15 protein-coding genes and 1 pseudogene are annotated in these 18,744 nt (G+C 37.0%); all 16 read right to left on the bottom strand.

All coding sequences use genetic code 11. The features are described from left to right. Positions 1-196: 196 nt before the first annotated feature. The 16 genes and pseudogenes from SCALIN_RS14895 to SCALIN_RS14970 all read right to left on the bottom strand — a co-directional run bounded on the left by SCALIN_RS14895 (position 197) and on the right by SCALIN_RS14970 (position 18,514). Positions 197-1,066 carry an NAD-dependent epimerase/dehydratase family protein gene (locus tag SCALIN_RS14895; protein ID WP_096895251.1) on the bottom strand — a complete coding sequence of 290 codons (870 nt, stop codon included), beginning with the start codon at positions 1,064-1,066 and terminating at the stop codon, positions 197-199. A gap of 139 nt (positions 1,067-1,205) precedes the next feature. Next, the gene (locus SCALIN_RS14900) at positions 1,206-2,729 is read right to left on the bottom strand and encodes a lipopolysaccharide biosynthesis protein (RefSeq protein WP_096895252.1); all 1,524 of its coding nucleotides are present in this window, start codon (positions 2,727-2,729) and stop codon (positions 1,206-1,208) included. A 69-nt stretch (positions 2,730-2,798) separates the two neighbouring features. After that, the gene (locus tag SCALIN_RS14905) at positions 2,799-4,100 is read right to left on the bottom strand and encodes a glycosyltransferase (protein ID WP_096895253.1); all 1,302 of its coding nucleotides are present in this window, start codon (positions 4,098-4,100) and stop codon (positions 2,799-2,801) included. Positions 4,101-4,207: 107 nt separating this feature from the next. Further along, positions 4,208-5,389, bottom strand: a complete 1,182-nt coding sequence (locus SCALIN_RS14910) for a class I SAM-dependent methyltransferase (RefSeq protein ID WP_096895254.1) — start codon at positions 5,387-5,389, stop codon at positions 4,208-4,210. Next, complete coding sequence (locus SCALIN_RS14915) at positions 5,386-6,447, bottom strand: ATP-grasp domain-containing protein (RefSeq protein WP_096895255.1); 1,062 nt, start codon at positions 6,445-6,447, stop codon at positions 5,386-5,388. The genes SCALIN_RS14910 and SCALIN_RS14915 overlap by 4 nt, the downstream gene beginning before the upstream one ends. Next, positions 6,440-7,141 carry a metallophosphoesterase family protein gene (locus SCALIN_RS14920; protein WP_096895256.1) on the bottom strand — a complete coding sequence of 234 codons (702 nt, stop codon included), beginning with the start codon at positions 7,139-7,141 and terminating at the stop codon, positions 6,440-6,442. Before SCALIN_RS14920 ends, SCALIN_RS14915 begins: the two co-directional genes overlap by 8 nt. Positions 7,142-7,419: 278 nt before the next feature. Then, complete coding sequence (gene asnB / locus SCALIN_RS14925) at positions 7,420-9,318, bottom strand: asparagine synthase (glutamine-hydrolyzing) (RefSeq protein ID WP_096895257.1); 1,899 nt, start codon at positions 9,316-9,318, stop codon at positions 7,420-7,422. A 35-nt stretch (positions 9,319-9,353) separates the two neighbouring features. After that, positions 9,354-9,683: pseudogene (locus SCALIN_RS23145) on the bottom strand (GxxExxY protein). Between the two features lie 85 nt (positions 9,684-9,768). Then, the gene (locus SCALIN_RS14935; protein ID WP_096895258.1) at positions 9,769-10,962 is read right to left on the bottom strand and encodes a DegT/DnrJ/EryC1/StrS family aminotransferase; all 1,194 of its coding nucleotides are present in this window, start codon (positions 10,960-10,962) and stop codon (positions 9,769-9,771) included. Beyond that, positions 10,959-11,819, bottom strand: a complete 861-nt coding sequence (locus SCALIN_RS14940) for a radical SAM/SPASM domain-containing protein (RefSeq protein ID WP_096895259.1) — start codon at positions 11,817-11,819, stop codon at positions 10,959-10,961. The genes SCALIN_RS14935 and SCALIN_RS14940 overlap by 4 nt, the downstream gene beginning before the upstream one ends. Next, the gene (locus tag SCALIN_RS14945) at positions 11,816-13,423 is read right to left on the bottom strand and encodes a DegT/DnrJ/EryC1/StrS aminotransferase family protein (RefSeq protein ID WP_203415520.1); all 1,608 of its coding nucleotides are present in this window, start codon (positions 13,421-13,423) and stop codon (positions 11,816-11,818) included. Before SCALIN_RS14945 ends, SCALIN_RS14940 begins: the two co-directional genes overlap by 4 nt. After that, entirely contained in the window at positions 13,416-13,646 is a 231-nt protein-coding gene (locus SCALIN_RS14950; protein WP_096895260.1) for a hypothetical protein, read from the bottom strand. Before SCALIN_RS14950 ends, SCALIN_RS14945 begins: the two co-directional genes overlap by 8 nt. Next, a complete protein-coding gene (locus SCALIN_RS23635) occupies positions 13,647-15,227 on the bottom strand; it encodes a Gfo/Idh/MocA family oxidoreductase (protein ID WP_096895261.1) in 1,581 nt (526 codons plus the stop codon). It lies immediately after the preceding gene. 184 nt (positions 15,228-15,411) lie between these two features. Further along, positions 15,412-15,984, bottom strand: a complete 573-nt coding sequence (locus tag SCALIN_RS14960; RefSeq protein WP_096895262.1) for a winged helix-turn-helix transcriptional regulator — start codon at positions 15,982-15,984, stop codon at positions 15,412-15,414. Positions 15,985-16,172: 188 nt separating this feature from the next. Further along, on the bottom strand, positions 16,173-17,906 hold the full coding sequence (locus tag SCALIN_RS14965; RefSeq protein WP_096895263.1) for an ArnT family glycosyltransferase: 1,734 nt from the start codon (positions 17,904-17,906) through the stop codon (positions 16,173-16,175). 2 nt (positions 17,907-17,908) lie between these two features. Then, positions 17,909-18,514 (bottom strand): SIS domain-containing protein, encoded by a 606-nt coding sequence (locus tag SCALIN_RS14970; RefSeq protein ID WP_096895264.1) that lies wholly within the window; start codon positions 18,512-18,514, stop codon positions 17,909-17,911. Positions 18,515-18,744 lie beyond the last annotated feature (230 nt).

Raw genomic sequence — 18,744 nt, forward strand, 5'->3', positions numbered from 1 at the left:
TAAATATATTTTTTTATACCATCTTCAAATGTAATCTTTGAATTGCCCAGAAGGTTGCATATTGTATTTATATCACCAATATGTCGGGGTTCTCCATTATTTTGATCCTCAGTACAGATTTGTTCAATTGCTTCTTGAATATAAAATGCTCCTTTTCTCTTTTGGTGTGAGACAATGTAAAATCTTTAGTGTTTTATTATGCTTCATGAATTATCATCCTTGATATTCCTTCTTCTAAGCTTACTTTGGGATAAATTTCTAATTTCTGCTTCATTTTGGCATTATCTCCTAAAATATCCCCAGAGCTTCCATTTTTAGTATGTTTTAAACGAACCCTTTTTCCAACCAATCTACCCATCATAAGAACCAGATCCTTAATACTTATTACTTCATCACCGGCTATATTGTAGATGTCAGATGGCAAAGATAGCGCGGGTTCGAATACTTTAATTGCATCCCCCACATAGATTGGATTCATATTGATACCATCTTGTCCTTCAATGATGATAGACTCACCTCTCTTTGCCCTTTCCAGCAATCGTGAAAACAGCATGCCCCTTTGGCCTTCTCCATAGACAAAGAAGAAGCGCAAGGCTACTGTATTGAAAAATTTATTGTAATTGGCAATCAATAGCTCGGCAGTATACTTAGAACTAAGATAGAAATTTAGTGGAGTAACAGGGTCTGTTTCAACGAACTTCTCATAGCTATAGCCATAAACTCCACCAGATGAGGCAAAAACAAAACATTTTGCACCAACCTGTCTTGCATATTCAAGCAGTTGAAACGTGCTATGAATGTTTATATCAAAGATGTCCTTGGATTTGTCAGGAAACTGCTTGTAAAACCTGGATTGAGCGAGATGAATAAATATGTCAACATTGTTTGGAAGACGTGAATAATCCAGCGGTTGAGCCAAATCTTGCTCAATCCAATGTACTCCTGTAAAAAGATTTTTGCCGGTCAGTTTCCTAACCAGTCCATAAATTTGGTGCCTGTCTTGAATAGCACGAACCAAGTGACTACCAATGAAACCAGTCGCACCAGTAATCAATATACTGGACATATTTATTCTCCCAACCTTTTTTTCTCAGAATCCTTAAGGGTTTGCGGTGTAAATCTAAGCAAATCTCAATCGCTTAGTCTACTAGGCATAAAGGTTTGTCTGCCCAAAAATAGTTATATAGTAACATACAACTTCATAACTAGGAAATCCTTGTAGTAAAACTATTTTGCGTTTCAGAGCACACTTGCTTATCACCTTCATCACTTACAGCATTTCTTTTAGATAAGAGCGAGGTTAACATTTGCCACTCCCGTTTATCCAGAATTCTCAGGACAAACAAGAAACTAACATAAATCAAGCAATACATGATCTTGACTACCAAGCAAGTAATAAGTGTCATCTCTGGCAAGAATGGTACTAATAGAACGAAACCAAATGTAAGACCAACTACAGCGAGTACCCGCCATTTTTCATAAACAACAGGAAATAAACGCTGTGATGTCATAAAGTAGGCAATCGTAAGGAATGTATATGATGCTGCGGTTGTCCAGCTCGCTGCGATCATACCCCACTTCGGAACCAACAAGATATTTAGAATGAGGTTCATAACTGCCGCCATCCAAGAGAAACTAGCGAAGTAATTTGTCTTCTTAGTGATAGAGATCCCGATAGCCGTAACCTGTGTTGAGGCGTAAGCCATAAATCCCAGAGTTAGAGGCCCCATAGCAATGGCTGCTGGATAAAAAGTTGGTGTTGACAAAACCATCAATACCTCATGTGCAAAGGTAGTTATAAAAACACACAAAAGCCCGAAACCAACCATGATATACGTCAATACCATACCAAATAATGCAGGCGATTCATTAGGTTGTTCCTCATATATTTTAATGGCATAAGGTGACCAAGCCTGCCCCAGTGCACCGTTAACGAGCCCGAGTAAACTGGATGCGGTAATTGCAACGGTATAGAGTCCAAGCTCGTCAAGCGTAGACAACTTTCCAATTACAAGTCGATCAGAACTGGCAAAAATCCAATAGGCTAATGTTGTTGGCACAAGTGGTACACCAAACGCTAACATATTTCGAAGCACTCTGAATGAAAACATCAGATTTAACATAGTGCGCGCTGTCCATATACGTATCGGAAGTATGATAACTGTCCCTATTAAGGTACCCCCTAGAACTCCAACAAGACCAAGATCTAAAATAACAGCAGCAAACAGACTCAGTCCAACACTTAAAAGTGTCGAGAAGAAATTTAGCGTAATGAACAGTTTTGAACGAAATTGATTACGTAAGACCTGACCACACATGGTGTTTATGAGACTAACTGGAGCCGTAACTAACGCTAGTATGAATAACTGTCCATATTTGTTTGTTCCAAACGACCACTGAGAGAAAAACATCGAGAATGGTAAACACAACAAAATCATGCCACCACTCCATAAGGTTAAGAATCCAAACCATGTAGTAGTAAGGAGTTGCTTCTCACGCAAGGACTTGGCCTCAAAGAAGAAACGTGCATAAGCCGAATCACCTCCAAGTATCAAAATCCCATTTAATAATCCAATTACAGTGATAACAAGACTCCAAATGCCGTATTCCTGCGATGTAAAGATTCTGGTATAAATTGGCATGGTGATCAATGCGGTAGACCTTAGTAAGATATCACCAGTACCGTATACAACAATGTCTTTAAAGAGATCGCGAATCCGTAGTTTCATAAGAGATAATATTGGGAGAACTGGAAGGAAAAAGGACTGCTTCACTGATAATACGACACATAACTAATTCTATGTTAAACGGTTTTCTACTAGGGGATGTTTTACTAGAGGTTTTTGTTTATTGTATTCCGATTTTAATGGATGGAACAGGTTCATTAGATCAACATCTTTCCCATGTAAAATTTTATCATAAATAGAACCGAATATATATTTACCGGTTTCATATGAATGATATTTTTCCACATATGTTCTACCAGCCATACCTAACTGCTCACGTAGTTCAGGGTTTGTGATTAATACTTTTAGGTTTTGTTTAATCGTTTCAGGTGACGTTGAGACAATAGGGCATTCATTGAGATAGGAATATCTGCGGAACATACGAGTGTAAGCTTCGTGTTCCAAGTTGCACATTACTGGCAAACCAGATGCCATTCCTTCGATAGCAGCCAGTCCATACCCTGTACATATAAATTGGTCTGCCAGAATATCCATCTCCTGCATTAGCTCTAAAACCTTGTCGTTAGGCACCTTTTCCAGTAAAACTAAATCAATTTTTAAACCCTCTTTCTTTAGTTCTTCGACTGCGTGAATCAGAAACTCTGTCCCTTTCACACCTCGATGATTTGGAGCATGCATCACTTTTACAATTCCAACCGTTCCATCACATGTAGAGTATTTTGTTTTGTAATCACATAGGTCTGTATTTATACAACCATAATTAAATGCTAGAGCATCCCATCTTCCCAGAGAGTCAACCATAAATGCATTTAATATGATATCTGCATGATAAGACCAATATTGGATACGCCTTACAATTCTTTTTTCATTTCGTGCTGCCTCCGGATAAGATAATAGCAAGCCATTCCTTAAAGATGGATCAATTATTTGTGAATAAACATACATGTCTGCACCATAAGGCATCAACACCGTCCGAATTCCAGCCAACCGGAATAGATAAGCTTCTAATCTCCATAGTGGTGTTTCACCCAAAGGTCCTCCAGAAAAAGGCAAATGAACAACACTCGCATTTCGAATAATATACAAAAGTGCAAAATACGATGACACTTCAAGTCTCAAGCGCGGCGGCCAGATCCACTTTAATACCAGATCCTCGAAATATAAATCATAATCCTCCCTCTTGTTGATAGACGGATAAAAGCACTTCATCAAAGTTTTAGAACTCCAACCAGCGTTGTTCATCATGGAAGACCAATACTTATTGTTTATGATAGGAACGGGTCCCCATACCAATTCCTTCCTTTGTTTTTTTAGAAATATGCATAATACAAGTACGACTGGGAAAACAAAGATGGCAATAAGCACCCTAAGCAATATCAGTAATTTTCTGGTTAATACAATCTTTCTGTTCATTTAGAATCCTCAAAAATAGACATACTCTCGTTAACATTTTAGTTCACCGCCAGAATAGTTTGTATTATTTCTTTAATTTAAAAAGTTTTTTTCAAGGGAAATCATATTTATTCTATACCGCCTTTATATTCATTTAATCCGCCATAACTGATCGCCATAAGCTTTCCTTGATAACGTTCTTCATTGATAAGTCTTTGATAGACAGCATTATGATACTGTTGCCCAAGTACGAGAATTATAAGAGAGTGTGTATGCAATTCTATCTCTTTAGGCGACATAATTTGGACACTTGTGTTTGGCATATATTTTCCCCAAAGAAATCGGTTATCATCTACAACCACAATCTTTTGCAGTAATTCAGGGCTAAATGTATTAGAATACAACAACCCGGTAAGAGAAAGCCCTGCTCCATAAAGAACAACCTTCTCACAGGCATTTTGAATAACTCGTTGAAGTTCAACAAGGGTGTGTAATGATACATTTAAGTACTGGAGTGGGTTGTATTTTTGATTTCTCTTAGAAAAAACACAAATTAAACTAGGATCTATGTCACCGTTGATAAACTCAACCTCAAAGCCATAACGCCTCACTAGTATCAATAATGATGTCTTACAAAAATAATGTGGGTGTTCATGGGCAAATACGTTAAGCATGCCTGCTTTTAGGAAATATTCAACATTTGGTACTTGAGCAATAGCTACTCCAGTGGGCATTAGGTTATCAGACAAGGCGTTGAAAAAATCATCAAATTTGATTATATGCTCTAGATTAAATCTAGAAATCACATAGTCAAATTTCTTATCCAGCTTAGTAACGCCGTAGAAACCATCTATAAACTCTACAAGATTATGTTGTGTTGCACCTGGATTAATTGCCGTACAGTCGTAACCTCGTTTTAGAAACTGCTCAAGTTGCTCTACGTTATCACATCCAATTTCTAACAAAGCAGCACTCTTTTTTCTTAGATACAAATCTACAACCCTATCAAAGGGCTCCCTATAAGGCTGCTGCATCGACTCAAGATTCTTGAAGGGATAGAGATAGTAATAATCTTCATATATACTTTTCGTAAACTTCTGTTCTATTTCATTTAAAAATATATGTTCACACTCATTACAACAATATGAAACCAAGGGGTGTTTTCTGACTGTATCGCACTTATTTGCATTAATAGGGAAAAGAATTGCCGGAAGTTCCAGATAGTTATAAAAAGCGAAAATATCACTTGCGCCACATGCTGGACATTGTTTATATCTAAGTATATTCATTTTTGTACCATCATTAATCATAAAATCTGTTCATGAAGACTACGAAGAATCAATACTTCATTGTAATCAAAATCTTGCTCTATGGTTTCACCATATATGTGTTTTCTAATCAACACTTCAGGTTCGTTATAGCCAGCCATTGCACGCAAAGAGGTTGTACCAGAAAACCTGGGATTTATCTCGAAAACTTTTACCTTGCCATTAATCAAACGGCATTGTATATTTATTGGGCCTTTTGCTCCAATTGCTTTTGCTATCTCTTTACACTGTTCTGTCACTTCAGGGAACCGCCCTACATACCCATGACTTACACCAGTACTGACCACTAGCTTTGCACCCAAATCAGTTCTCTTGGTACGATTTGGCACAGATGTTTTGGTATGAAGTTGCCCGGACAACAATCTTCTGACGGCAATCGAATTGATGTAATTACCATCCATATCATGAAGAACACCAACAGTGTACTCGTCTTCTGGATTACCTACATATTCCTGTATAATGAAGCTATCAGCAATTAATTCAAGCCCAAGATAATCTGCCAATCCCAGTAATTCAGTAGTATTCTGGGCAATAAAGACATTTGTAGAACCACCACCACCAACTGAAGGTTTAACTACAACGGGATACCAATCGATCTGCTTGAGACTGTCTCTTGTTTTTACACTCAGGTAACGTGGTGCTTCAAAACCAAGGCCAGAAAGCAATTGGTTCGTTGCTTCCTTATTCATGCAGACATTAATAAGCCGTGTTGGATTGATCGGCAATAAAATACCACGTTCCTCAATACGATCTCTCTCTGCAGAGAACCGTTTTAACTCTGGTTCACAACCATGAAACAATGCTCTGATACCAAATCGACCGCACACTAATAATAGTTCATTCATATAACATGGATGATTAGCAAGCGGTAGTGTAACAAACCTATCGACAAGTTTAGATTGAGAACATTCTGCATCTGCATCTGCACCTACAATAAAATATTGATATTTACTAGAAAGGCGAATGGCCTTAAGAATTTGTTCGCCATGGCCTCCACCACCTATTGCCGTAATCAAAACTGGCAACCGTTTATCAACCATAGAATTCTCCAAACAACTTTGTCTCCTTTCTATCAAAGAGAGCTGTTACCGTTTCGTGAACATCAGGTACTTCTGCAAGAGTTTTGGCTGAGGAACTACGAATATCAAATCGTATAATTCTAGCCACAGCAGTATCAGTATCAAATAATGCTATTGATCCGTACCTCCCATCATCCCTTGGCAATCCACAACTACCTACATTAATGTAGGTCACACCTTGATGTTTTCTTATAAATGGGTAATGACTGTTACCCATAAAAACAAAATCTGCATCTATATCAAAAACGGACAAATCACTATCTGGGTAAACATAACCACTCGTTGGATCCTTTGGACTTCCATGCACAAAAAGTAATTTCCCCGCCAGAGTATACATTGTGTAAACTTTATCCCAGCTTGTGATAAAATCGATACAAGCCTGATTCATCAATGATTTTGTCTTGTATAATTGGTAAATTTGATCACGTTTTTTATCAAATTTACCATCAAGAAGCATATCCTCATGATTCCCACGTACACAGATCTCTTGACCTGACATGCCCATTAGATATTCTACAACTTTAATCGATGGTATATAACCAATGGCATCACCGAGAAACACCATTTTATTAACGCCTCTCTTCCTTAATATATTTAACGCGAGCTCAAACGCATAATAATTACCATGGGCATCTGATATAAAACCTAATATCATTTTAATTTATCACTCTTTATAAATTCAACTCAATGCTTTTTCTCCCATAAACACTTTTGGAAGAGTTACTGTACAGTGTACAATTACACCGGGTTTGATATTTACAAATTCTCCGTTACTGCAAGAATCTAATAAACCCGATATTACAACATTCCATTTCTTTTTATTCTAAAGAGTTGTTCTGTTAAGGCCAAAAAACCTCAAAACATCTTGAATAGAGGTTTTCAACCACAGACCAACCTATTAAACATCCTATGCCGGAATTTACTATTTTGTTATTAAATTCCCCCACCTTTACTTGACAAAAATTGTTTGCACCATTCTTCTAAATTTAACAGAGACCATATGAAAAGCCTCCTATTCTGTTTACCTTCAATATGTACATCTACTAATTGTTGGACTGCAGTTTTGTCCATAAACTTATAAATCATGGCATCACTGTTGTAAATTATTTGGCGAACATAATTTATACTTTCACCTCTAAACCATGATGCATCTGGCGCAGAAAACCCTAGTTTTTCTCTATTCGCAACCTTTGCGGGAATGTATCGTTCCATTACTTTTCTCAAGAGCAACTTGCCATCACTTGTTTTTTGAAAATACTTTGAGGTTTTTGGGCCAGGTTCGTTTTCATTCAATTTTACAACTTCTCCCAGATTACCAAGTTTAAATCGAACAGGCACTTTCATTGCAAAATCAACTAAATCATTGTCAAGAAAAGGGACCCTCGTTTCAAGACCGTGAGCCATACTAAGCTTATCTTCCACCACCAGCAATCCATGGAGGAATGTTTTGGCCTCAAAGTACAATGAATGATTTATATAGTTTTCCGGTTTACTCAATCGGTCAGCATGATCATGAAATACATCCCTGAAAATGTCATGAGTCCATACATGTTTGACATCGTTCCATATAGGACTAAATACTTTATGTATAACTTTGTTTGGAATAAGTCTCTGCCAGAATTTATAATACTTGTCAATATAATGTTCAAAGTCATCATTTACCACAGCCCTGTAATAACGCCAGGGATATCCGCCAAATAGTTCATCCCCCCCAGCACCGGAAAGCACAACCTTGACAAACTTTGAAGCTAATTGAGCAACATAGTAATTTGGGTAACTCTGGCCTACTCGTGGTTCTTCGAGGTGCCAGGCAAGTTTGGGAAGCACTCTCTCCATGTCCCCTGCTTTCAGGACCATTTCATAGTGTTCAGTCTTGAAAAGATAAGACATGTATTCAGCTTTCTCGCGTTCATCAAATACTAATTCTAACCCTGAAGCAGAATTAAGATCAAAGCCACAGGTAAATGTCTTAATGTATGGTAGCTGGGTTGCTGAAATAGCAGTAATAGAGCCAGAATCCATTCCACCACTAAGGTAAGAACCAACATCGACATCACTTACAAGTTGTCTGTTGACCGCTTGACAGAAAAGGCGATCAAGCTCTTCAAGGTATTCCTCCTCCCTGGCAGGTTGCTCAGGCTCAATAAACTTGAAATCCCAATAACGGACCGTTTCAAGTTTATTGGTAATTGATCCTAGCCGCAACTTTGTCCAATGACCGGCAGGAAGCATACGGATACCCTTAAGAAGAGTTTTATCAGTAAAGATATTTTGAAAGGTAAAATATTCAATCAGAGCTTCCATATTTACCTCCCTGTTTACCCTTGGATGAGTCAAAATTGCTTTCTGTTCTGAAGCGAAAAGGAAGATTGTTCCAACAAATGTATAATACAGCGGTTTTATCCCATAACGATCTCTGGCAAGAAACAATTCTTGTCGAGATTTATTCCATATGGCAAAAGCAAACATGCCATTGAAACGGTTCAGGCATTCCTCTCCCCACTGCACATATGCATGTAGCACAACTTCAGAATCAGTTTTTGATCTGAATCTGTGGCCGCGGCTTTCCAACTCCAATCTGATTTCCTGGAAATTATACACCTCGCCATTATAAGTTATGGCATAATTCCCATCCACAGTAATCATTGGCTGATGCCCGGCAGGTGAAAGATCTATAATTGCAAGACGTCGGTGCCCGAACCCAATAAAACTATCTGTATAAAATCCCTCCCCATCCGGGCCTCTATGTGCTATTGCATCCGTCATATTGCGAAGTAAAACGGGTGAGACCGGTGCACCATTTAGATTAAAAATTCCAGCTATTCCACACATAATTTCAATCCGCAGATTTCACGGATTTACGCAGATTAGTAACTATTAACAAATCTTCTATATTCTAAGGTTTTTGTGGCAAAGTTAATTATCAGACCTACTTTTAGAGTTGTCGCTTTAAGAAAGTTTATAATTTGAGCTTCTTCTATACCCGCTAGCTACCTTAATGCTTTAATCTCAACGATTACTTTATCAAAGCAAATGAAATCAGGCTGATATTTCTTTTCCAAAAGTTTGCTTTTATAAAATCTATCAATAACCGGTTGCGATTTGAAAGGGATTCCCTTGTTCTTAAACTCAATCCCTAACGATTCTTGATATACACCCTCTAAGAAACCATAGCCTAATTCTTTATGCACTTCCATGGCGGGGCCAATAATTTCATATGTTCTAGGATCTTTCTTTGAAATCTACAACATCTGCGTAATCTGCGGATTAATGTTTTAAACTTTATACTTTAATCTCATTGACTACATATTCAAACTCTTCGTCTGTCATCTCCGCATAAAGTGGTAAGGTAATACTCAATCTATCTGCCGCATATGAATATATATAATCTTCATCACTGAAATTATAATTCTTTTTATAATATCCCAGGGTATGCACTGCATGTGTGCCCTGTCTTGTAGAAATACCTCTTTCTTCCAATCTTTCCATAAGTGTATTTCTTTTTATGTTTAATCTATCAATTTTTTCTATACTAAGACTGGATATATCTTCGTCATTCGTGAATGTACAAACGTATGACTGATACCCGTGTACAAATCCTTCGGGAACATAGGGTGTGATTAAACATTCAACATCTTTCAACGATTCGTCATACCTTTTTGCTATTTCTCTCCGCTTATTCAAGATGTAATTAGCCTTTTTCATCTGACTGACACCAAGAGCCCCCTGGAAGTCTGTCATTCTGTAATTGTATCCTTTTGTATTAAATTCAGGGAGCAATGAACCCCCTTTTTCCTTATCTCTCTGTAAATCTGTTTTGCTGGCGCCATGGTCTCTCAATGAAGTAACTTTATAGGAGTTCTCTTCGTTATCTGTTATAATCATTCCACCTTCACCTGTGGTAATACTCTTTCTTGGATGAAACGAAAAACATCCTGCATTGCCGAAAGTTCCGGAGTGTTGATTTCCTATCCACGCACCCAAACCACATGCAGAGTCCTCTATTACTTTCAGTCTATACGTTTTAGCCAATTCCATAATTTTTGACATATCCGCGCATAGACCAAAAAGATGAACCGGCATAATTGCATTTATTTCTCTATTCACATCATTTTCTAAAAGTTCTTTTGCCTTGTTAACGTCAATATTAAATGTCTTAATGTCTATATCACACAGAACAACCTTGGCCCCTGTATATTCTACAGCATTAGCTGAAGCAACGTAGGTAAAGGAGGGAACAATAACTTTATCGCCAGCTTTTATTCCTGATACATCCAAGGCTAAATGTAAAGCGGTTGTACAGTTTGACACAGCCTTCGCAAATCCAGCGCCCGTAAATTCGGCAAATGACTTCTCAAACTCTGCAACAAATGGCCCCTGAACTATCCAACCCGTCTCAAATGGTTTTACTATAGCCTCTTTTTCCGATTCATCAAAAACAGGTTTTGTAATAGGTATTTTTCTGTACTCAATCATTCTGCATCTACCCTATTTATTTCTCCGTATATTTTATGCTCTATTTCACCATCTACCAGACACCAGGATTCACCGCACGTATGACCGGTCCATTGATCACATGGTCCGCAGTCTTCGTCGGGATAGTTTTCACGAATTTCTCGAATACGTTCTGAGTTCCAAATATCCTTAATACTCATATCATGGAAATTCATTTTTTTCTCTGTTTCCCAAATATGATTACAACGGGATATGGATCCATCGTAGGCAATTACTAAGGTATCATTCAGCTTTGGACAAAAAGTACGTGGAATTTCATATGAACTTCCGGATTTCCCAAATATTCCATCTTTTGTATGTTCCTCATAGAGTCTTACACTGTCAAATCCATCTAAGTCTGAGCTGTTTATTACCGTTTGAAGCATTGTTTCGGAATCCTCACCTTTAACAAAGGAGACTTGTACAATCGGCTTATCATTCTCTTTTAATAAAAGAAAATTTTTTGCGTTTTTATATCCTATCCGGGTGTGTATGCTAAATGTCACAAATTCACAGCAGGCTAATGTTTCGGCAAATTCCCCGGTAACGAGGTTGCCATTAGTAGAAATATGTATTCTCAATGATTTATTTAATGCATACTGTATTAGCTCTATAAAATCCGGGTGAAGTAGTGACTCCCCTCGCCAAAATGGCAAAATTATCGTGTCCGGCTCAGCCTTCGCAATATCGTCAATTAGACGTTTCCACAAACTCTTGCTCATATAACCGTCAGTAGTCTCAATATAATTCCGTGGACACATGGAGCAGGATAAATTGCATTGTGGAGTCAGCTCTATAACTATTCTATGTGGGTAATCTAATATTTTGGGACTTTTCATCGTCCTTGCTTAGTAAAGAAATCCTTAATTTTAGCGGTTATAAACATCGTATCTTTTTCTTCTTGTAACGGTTCAATTGGCAAACTCATTACATCATTCACCACTTGATCGGATACTCCTAATTCCCCTATTTCTCTACTTCTATTCCCAAATACCTTCATTTTGTGAAGTGGAACAGGATAATAGATCATTGTACAAATACCCTCTTCTTTCAGATATTTTTGGAGTTCATCCCTCTTCCCATTTTTAACATTAATAGTATATTGATGGTAAACATGACCGTTTGGAATAGTTGATGTCGAGTCGTTTAGATGTCGTACATTATTTACGGGAATAGTTATTTCTTCAATACCTGAAAGTTCTTGATTGTATATCTCCGCAATTTTCTGCCTTCGTTCGTTGAATTCGTCAATATTTTTAAATTTTGCCAGAAGGATCGCAGCATGAAGGGTGTCTAGCCTCGCGTTGTATCCAATATGGTCGACATTATATTTATCCTTCCCGCCATGCTTAAGCAGCATTCGAATGAGACCTGATGTTTGATCGTCATTGGTTGAAATCATTCCACCGTCTCCAAATCCACCAAGGTTCTTGGAAGGGAAAAAACTGAATGTCCCTGCGTCACCTATTGAGCCAAGCTTTTTGCCATTCCACGTCCCGCCAAAAGCCTGCGCCACATCTTCAACAACAAACAGATTATGTTCTTTGGCGATGTTCATAATCTCATCCATTTCACAAGATTGTCCGTAAAGGTGGACTGGTAGAATACCGACTATTTTAGATTTCTGATCCTGGCTTTTCGATTTAAAAAGTTTCCTGACCTTTTTTTCGTCAAGATTATAAGTTGTGGGAGAAATGTCGACAAAGACGGGAGTCGCGCCAGAACGCAAAATGGCATCGCCAGTAGCAGTAAAGGTGAAAGGTGTTGTGATAATTCTGTCCGATCTGTCGAAATATTCCTCTCCTTTTAGTTTTATGGCAAGCGCCCTTAATGATAGCACCAAAGCGTCTGTGCCGGAGGAAACACCAATGCAATGTTTTACTCCAATGTATGCAGCAACTTTTTGTTCGAGTTCTTTTACCTGCGGGCCAAGGATATATTTTGTTTCGGCAACGGTGTTCAATATTGCATGGTCAATATCTTCAAGCATGTAACGATATTCTGCCTGAAGGTCGAGCATGGGGATTTGTAAATTCTTTTTGGAAGTACGATCTTCTAGAAATGGTAGTAATTTGTCAGGTGTATAAACAGAAAGTCCAAACGATTCAAAGCTACTATCCTTGGTTACTATTACTCCACGGGGACAAATTCTTTTGAAAGAAAGGGCTATAAGGGCATCTTCCCCATCCGTAAATCCTATTGCATCCCCCCCTTCTTTTCCTGTTGATGTAATAACTTTAAAACTACCAAGAAAAATCTCTTTAAATTTATCCTTATTGGTTTTATGTTTTTTGAGAAAATAATCGAGTGTTGGTATCATTGACGCAGTAATATAAAGCTCTTTGCCAAGATCAATAAGTTTTTCTATAACAACTATACTTTTAATGTCTCGCTTAAAAATTGCATCCAGCAGGATATTTACATCTATCAAAAAGCTATCCATGCTTATCCTCCAAGTACTTTTGCCATTCCTCTTTCCAATTCATATTTCCCTCTGGAAAATCTCCTATTGTTTCCCAGATAGAATCAAGAAATTCAATTCCCGCCATTTTCTCTTCTCTCTGTAAATATTCGTCTGCAATATTTATCTCAAACTCATTGGTTTTAAATTTTATCGGTGTATTTAGTTTCAAAGTGCTTCCTTCAACGATAGCTTTAATTTTCATTTAATTGACCTCCAACTTGTTCCCTTTTAATGAATATTTATCTCCACAATACCCACAAACTGTGCGTTCATCATTAAACTTCAGGGTTGTTCCGCATTTACACACCCACCCAATTTGTTTTGCGGGAACACCTGCAACTACAGCATAATCTGCCACATCGCATTTTACCACAGAACCTGCACCTATAAGAGAGTATTTGCCTATTGTTACTCCACATACAATTGTCGCATTGGCTCCAATAGTGGCCCCTCTCTTAACAAGTGTTTCCATGAATTCATGTTTTCTTTCTACAAAGGCTCTTGGGTTATATACATTTGTAAACACACAGGATGGGCCACAAAAAACCCCATCTTCCAGTGTCACCCCTTTATATATTGAAACATTATTCTGTACTTTACACTTATCACCGATGGTTACTTCGGGGCCGATTAATACATTTTGTCCAATTGTACACTTCTCTCCTATCTTAGAATCTCTTAAAATATGAGAGAAGTGCCAAATCTGTGTGTTCGCACCTATATCACACCCGTTGTCAACATAAGACGACTCATGTATGAAATGTTTTTCTGTTGCCGGTTTTCGTAATTTACCATCTTTATCCAGAATAATTTTTTCACCATTCTTACTTAAAGATTTTTGAGATATCTGAAGAACCCGAAGAACTCTCAGGCCTTCATTTCCATCTGTTTTAGGGATCTGGTTTTCTTCAATGCACTTAAGAAAATGTTTACACTCGGTTTTTAGAGGCTCATCGCTTCCGATAGACACAACTTCTGCCTCTGCTTTGCATGCCACTGGCAAACGGTCTACCCAGTCAATTCTATGGGGAAATAGAGACAATTTTTCTGTGCTTACATCATCAAAGACCGCCATTTTCTTATCACCTACAACCACCAGCTTTTGCTCTTTAAAAGGGTGCAGCCAGCTTACAAATATATGCGCTTTTACTCCACTTCTGAAATCCATTGTGGTCATAGTTACATCAGAGATTTGCTTTTGTAAGTAGTTGCCGCCTGTAGAATATACGGTTTCCGGAAGCTCATTTTGAAGAAGAAGAAGGATTACCGATATGTCGTGGGGAGCAAAACTCCAGAGTATATTTTCTTCAGAACGGATTTTACCCATGTTCAATCTGTTAGAATAGATATATTGGATTTTCCCCAGTTCACCCCTATCAATAAGTTCCTTCAGTTTTTGAATAGCAGGGTGATAATGGAGAATATGGCCTACCATTAAGATAAGCCCTTGTTGATTTGCAAGGCTAATCAACTCCTCTCCCTGCTCAAGTTGAAGAGCAAGAGGTTTCTCTACAAAGACGTGTTTTTTATGACGTATAGCCTTTTTGGCCATTTGGTAATGATATTCAGCTGGAGTGGCAATGACTATGGCCTCAATTGATGGATCGCTTAGTAAAGCATCAAATGAATTAGTAAATTTTATACCGGGAAACTGTGATTCGTAACTATTGACCAAATCTATATCAGCATCACATATTGTGCGAAGGGCATTTAGTTCATAAAAATTTCTCACCAGATTCTTGCCCCAATATCCAGCACCTACAACTGCAATATTTTTTTTCATTTTAGTAGATCTCTGTTTTTATATTCTTGTATTCTACTGGTTTCAACAATAAGATATAAGTAAGAGACGTGCTGGCAAAAAACCAATAGCCTTCCTTCAGTACATACCAACGCCCCTTCAGTTACATATAAAAATACACATAACATATCTCTGTACAGCAACTTACATTGGCGTCGGCTACTATTTATTCTCTAAGTGCAACAATCTTTATATTTTTTTGTTCTTGGTAAAAATTGTCAATTTCTTTCTTATCAAAAGAAGCAAGGATTAATACGCTCGTATTGGATTTTATATACTCGTCCATACCAATTACCTTATAACCAAACCACTCTTCTTCTTTTCTCTTTTCATCAACTACGAAAACGATTTCCAAGTCCAGTTCTTTTAACACAATGAACAGAACTTCTGCAATATGGTTTATTCCGTATATTGAAAGATCTTTTACACCTTCATTTTTTAAGTGTATAACTTTATCTCTAATTACCTTTTTAGCTTCCAGATAGAAGTGAATCGTACTTTCTACTCTATTGTATAATAAGGACGACTTCTCTCTGGCACCTTCCGGAGTAATTAAATATCTGATTTTCTTAGCATCAATATTTTTTATTTTTATCCACCCTTTTTTGACCATCTTTTTTAAGAGATGATTCACCAGTCCCAGGGCAATACCAACTTCTTTGGATAGCTCCCGTTGCGTTAGATGAGCGTTATTTTCCAGCCTTTCCAGGATATCCAACTCTCTTGTACCTTCTCTCATTATTATCACCTTAGTTGATGCGGATCAGATATGGCTTCGCTGAAAGGAACAGCGATGGGCTGTTCATAGAATGAACAAGATTGTTAAAAAAACGTTCATCAAGTGAACGATTATTCAATAAAAAAGTTATTTGTCAATAACTTTTTTACTCAACATACTATATATTGTAGTTTTTATCAAAGATACTATCAATATAGCACTTTGTATAAAAATATACTATGCCTGTTTAAATGTTTTTCCTCTGGATATTTGTATGCTAACTCAATTTTATTATTCTTTATAGATTGCTTCAACTCTGTTTCTATTGCATTGTATTCTCTTTGCGTAAGCAATATATAATCTACTTTCTTCTCTTTTGCCAATGAAAGTGTGTTATTAATATTTCCTATCTGAATGTGCCCGCCTCCGGCATAATAAGCATTTCTTACAGAAGTACTGACAATCAGAGGAGATGGTTTATGGGAATTCCCCTTTACCCATTGACCAGCATTTTTAATCCCTAATTTATCAAAGCGTTGAGGTTTTAATGTTTTTGGCAGTAAGACACTGATAACAATCATCAATACAATTAGCTGCATTATCCATACGCTCTTAAGTAACTCTTTGAAGCCAGCTATCATACTGTTACTCTGATATTTTTTTTGCACCCAGATTCCAGTAGCATACACTCCTATTCCCACACAAATGATAGCTGGAATAACTATTGGCATTAAATGTCTTCTGCTGGGATACTGATAAATATTATTATACACTGCAATATTAACGATATTTAACCTGTACAATACAACCAAATAGAATGCAATTACTGATGCCAGGTAAAGCCCAAAGAATTGTGCCTTCTTAATTCTGGACCAATTAATTACACCGATTATAAAGAAAATAAATAAAAATGGATGAAACGTACTTATGTATTTTGTTAATACATATGATAAGCTTTCAAGATAGGTTTTAAGAGAAAGTCTTTTAGATGGTTTTTTTACGAGTTTAACATTTGCAAGTGTTTTTTTTTCAGTACCGGGCTTCTTATATTCAACATCCTTTGATATCTTGTTTGTGTTCATTTTGTTGACAGCAGTTTGTTTTTTTTTAGTATCTACACCAGATGTTGAATTGCCTGTGTTTTTGTTGATCAATACGTCTCCGTTTGGATTTTCCGTAATTGTTACAATATTTTTTTGAGACAAATTCCTTTTCTTGGTAAGTAGCCACATACCTGTTTCATTTTTAATGTAAATAAGATAGGGTGATGAAAAGACGAGAAATGAAACGGCCAGTATTGAGATTGAGGCAAGTTTGTCTTTCCATATTGACCGGACACAATTGATGTCTTTAATGCAACACCAGCCAGCAACAATGATAATAATCCCTATTCCTTCAGGACGAGTAAGATAGGCAAACGCAGAACATATTCCTGATAGTGCAAATAAATGAAGCTTTTTCTTTGATATCGCAAAATAACCGGAACCAAGTGCAGATATGAAGAAAAAGAAATAAGTAGACTCTGAAATTATGTCTGCGGAAAACCTGACAGCATAAGGATGGAAGGCTAAAATAATAGCAGAAACGAATGATATCTTGTGGTCAAAAACGCTTTTACCTATAAAATAGAATATAATTACCGTTAATGTGCCAAAAAAAACAGATACAATAGTACCGGACGATTCCATATTTGGAATCACCTTGTGTACTGCAGCTATAAAGAGGGAATAGAGTGGGTGGTAATCATGCCTTAGTCCGTTCAGGAAATCACCGTTTGCAAAATATTTTGCAATTTGCATAAAAGCGACACTGTCATTTTTAATCACACAGGTAAAAAAGCTCAGATAAATTCTTACCGAAAGTGAAATTGCCAGAAGTGTCCAAAGGTACTTATCATTAAAAAAACTTACTTTCCTGTCACTCTCTAAAGTCATGGTTTTCATAATTACACCTGTTTGTCTGATGAAGGAGTGCTGCGTAATATACAATTCAGTATAGAGTGACAGATAGAGAGGTGGGTTGTTTCAACAGGTTCATATTCTTGTGAAGGGACATAAAAATTATAATAGCCCAAAACGTTTAACGGGTTGTTTTTCTTAAATCCTGATAATGTTATCACGTTACACTCTCTTGATCTTGCAGCGCAAACACTTTTTAAAATATTTTCTGATTTGCCGGAACTACTAATTGCAATTAGTATATCACCGTTATCAGCAAACATTTCAATTGGTTTTTCAAAAACATATTTATAACCAAAATCATTGCTGATACATGAAAGAAGTGGCCCCTCGTTGAAAGTCATCGATCTAATGCCACCATTTTTCCAGTAATCGGTTGTCATATGGCTTGCAATTGCGGCACTCGCACCATTTCCTATAAACATCAATTTGCGATCGGAATCAGCTTTAAGCCTTATCAAATAACTTACATTTTCAACCACATGGAAAAATTCTATCTCGTTTCCTTCTTTAACGGTAACTTTAATAGAATTGAATAATAAAGAGAGTGTCTTATAATAGCTTTGTATAAGTATATATTCTGTTGATACCATCTATTTCTATAGCATGTAAAATTGTTTCAATAAATTACACGAAAAAACCTTATAAGGAACTTTTAAACAGGTAATATTTTCTTTTCTTGAGATCCAAGATTTCATTGAAAGGATGATAGGAAGAGGTTATAATGTGCGAATAAGAGAAGAGGCGGCCCTTTTGCCTATCTAATTGCTTCAGTATAAACCTGAATCATTCAAAAGCAACTGAAAAATAAATCGAAATTTGG

Source organism: Candidatus Scalindua japonica, from assembly GCF_002443295.1.
Taxonomy (GTDB): domain Bacteria; phylum Planctomycetota; class Brocadiia; order Brocadiales; family Scalinduaceae; genus Scalindua; species Scalindua japonica.

What these genes read in the sequence shown, in the direction of transcription:
- SCALIN_RS14895 (WP_096895251.1), bottom strand. Translation starts at nt 1,066, where the DNA reads ATGTCCAGTATATTGATTACTGGTGCGACTGGTTTCATTGGTAGTCAC.
- SCALIN_RS14900 (WP_096895252.1), bottom strand. Translation starts at nt 2,729, where the DNA reads ATGAAACTACGGATTCGCGATCTCTTTAAAGACATTGTTGTATACGGT.
- SCALIN_RS14905 (WP_096895253.1), bottom strand. Translation starts at nt 4,100, where the DNA reads ATGAACAGAAAGATTGTATTAACCAGAAAATTACTGATATTGCTTAGG.
- SCALIN_RS14910 (WP_096895254.1), bottom strand. Translation starts at nt 5,389, where the DNA reads ATGATTAATGATGGTACAAAAATGAATATACTTAGATATAAACAATGT.
- SCALIN_RS14915 (WP_096895255.1), bottom strand. Translation starts at nt 6,447, where the DNA reads ATGGTTGATAAACGGTTGCCAGTTTTGATTACGGCAATAGGTGGTGGA.
- SCALIN_RS14920 (WP_096895256.1), bottom strand. Translation starts at nt 7,141, where the DNA reads ATGATATTAGGTTTTATATCAGATGCCCATGGTAATTATTATGCGTTT.
- asnB (WP_096895257.1), bottom strand. Translation starts at nt 9,318, where the DNA reads ATGTGTGGAATAGCTGGAATTTTTAATCTAAATGGTGCACCGGTCTCA.
- SCALIN_RS14935 (WP_096895258.1), bottom strand. Translation starts at nt 10,962, where the DNA reads ATGATTGAGTACAGAAAAATACCTATTACAAAACCTGTTTTTGATGAA.
- SCALIN_RS14940 (WP_096895259.1), bottom strand. Translation starts at nt 11,819, where the DNA reads ATGAAAAGTCCCAAAATATTAGATTACCCACATAGAATAGTTATAGAG.
- SCALIN_RS14945 (WP_203415520.1), bottom strand. Translation starts at nt 13,423, where the DNA reads ATGGATAGCTTTTTGATAGATGTAAATATCCTGCTGGATGCAATTTTT.
- SCALIN_RS14950 (WP_096895260.1), bottom strand. Translation starts at nt 13,646, where the DNA reads ATGAAAATTAAAGCTATCGTTGAAGGAAGCACTTTGAAACTAAATACA.
- SCALIN_RS23635 (WP_096895261.1), bottom strand. Translation starts at nt 15,227, where the DNA reads ATGAAAAAAAATATTGCAGTTGTAGGTGCTGGATATTGGGGCAAGAAT.
- SCALIN_RS14960 (WP_096895262.1), bottom strand. Translation starts at nt 15,984, where the DNA reads ATGAGAGAAGGTACAAGAGAGTTGGATATCCTGGAAAGGCTGGAAAAT.
- SCALIN_RS14965 (WP_096895263.1), bottom strand. Translation starts at nt 17,906, where the DNA reads ATGAAAACCATGACTTTAGAGAGTGACAGGAAAGTAAGTTTTTTTAAT.
- SCALIN_RS14970 (WP_096895264.1), bottom strand. Translation starts at nt 18,514, where the DNA reads ATGGTATCAACAGAATATATACTTATACAAAGCTATTATAAGACACTC.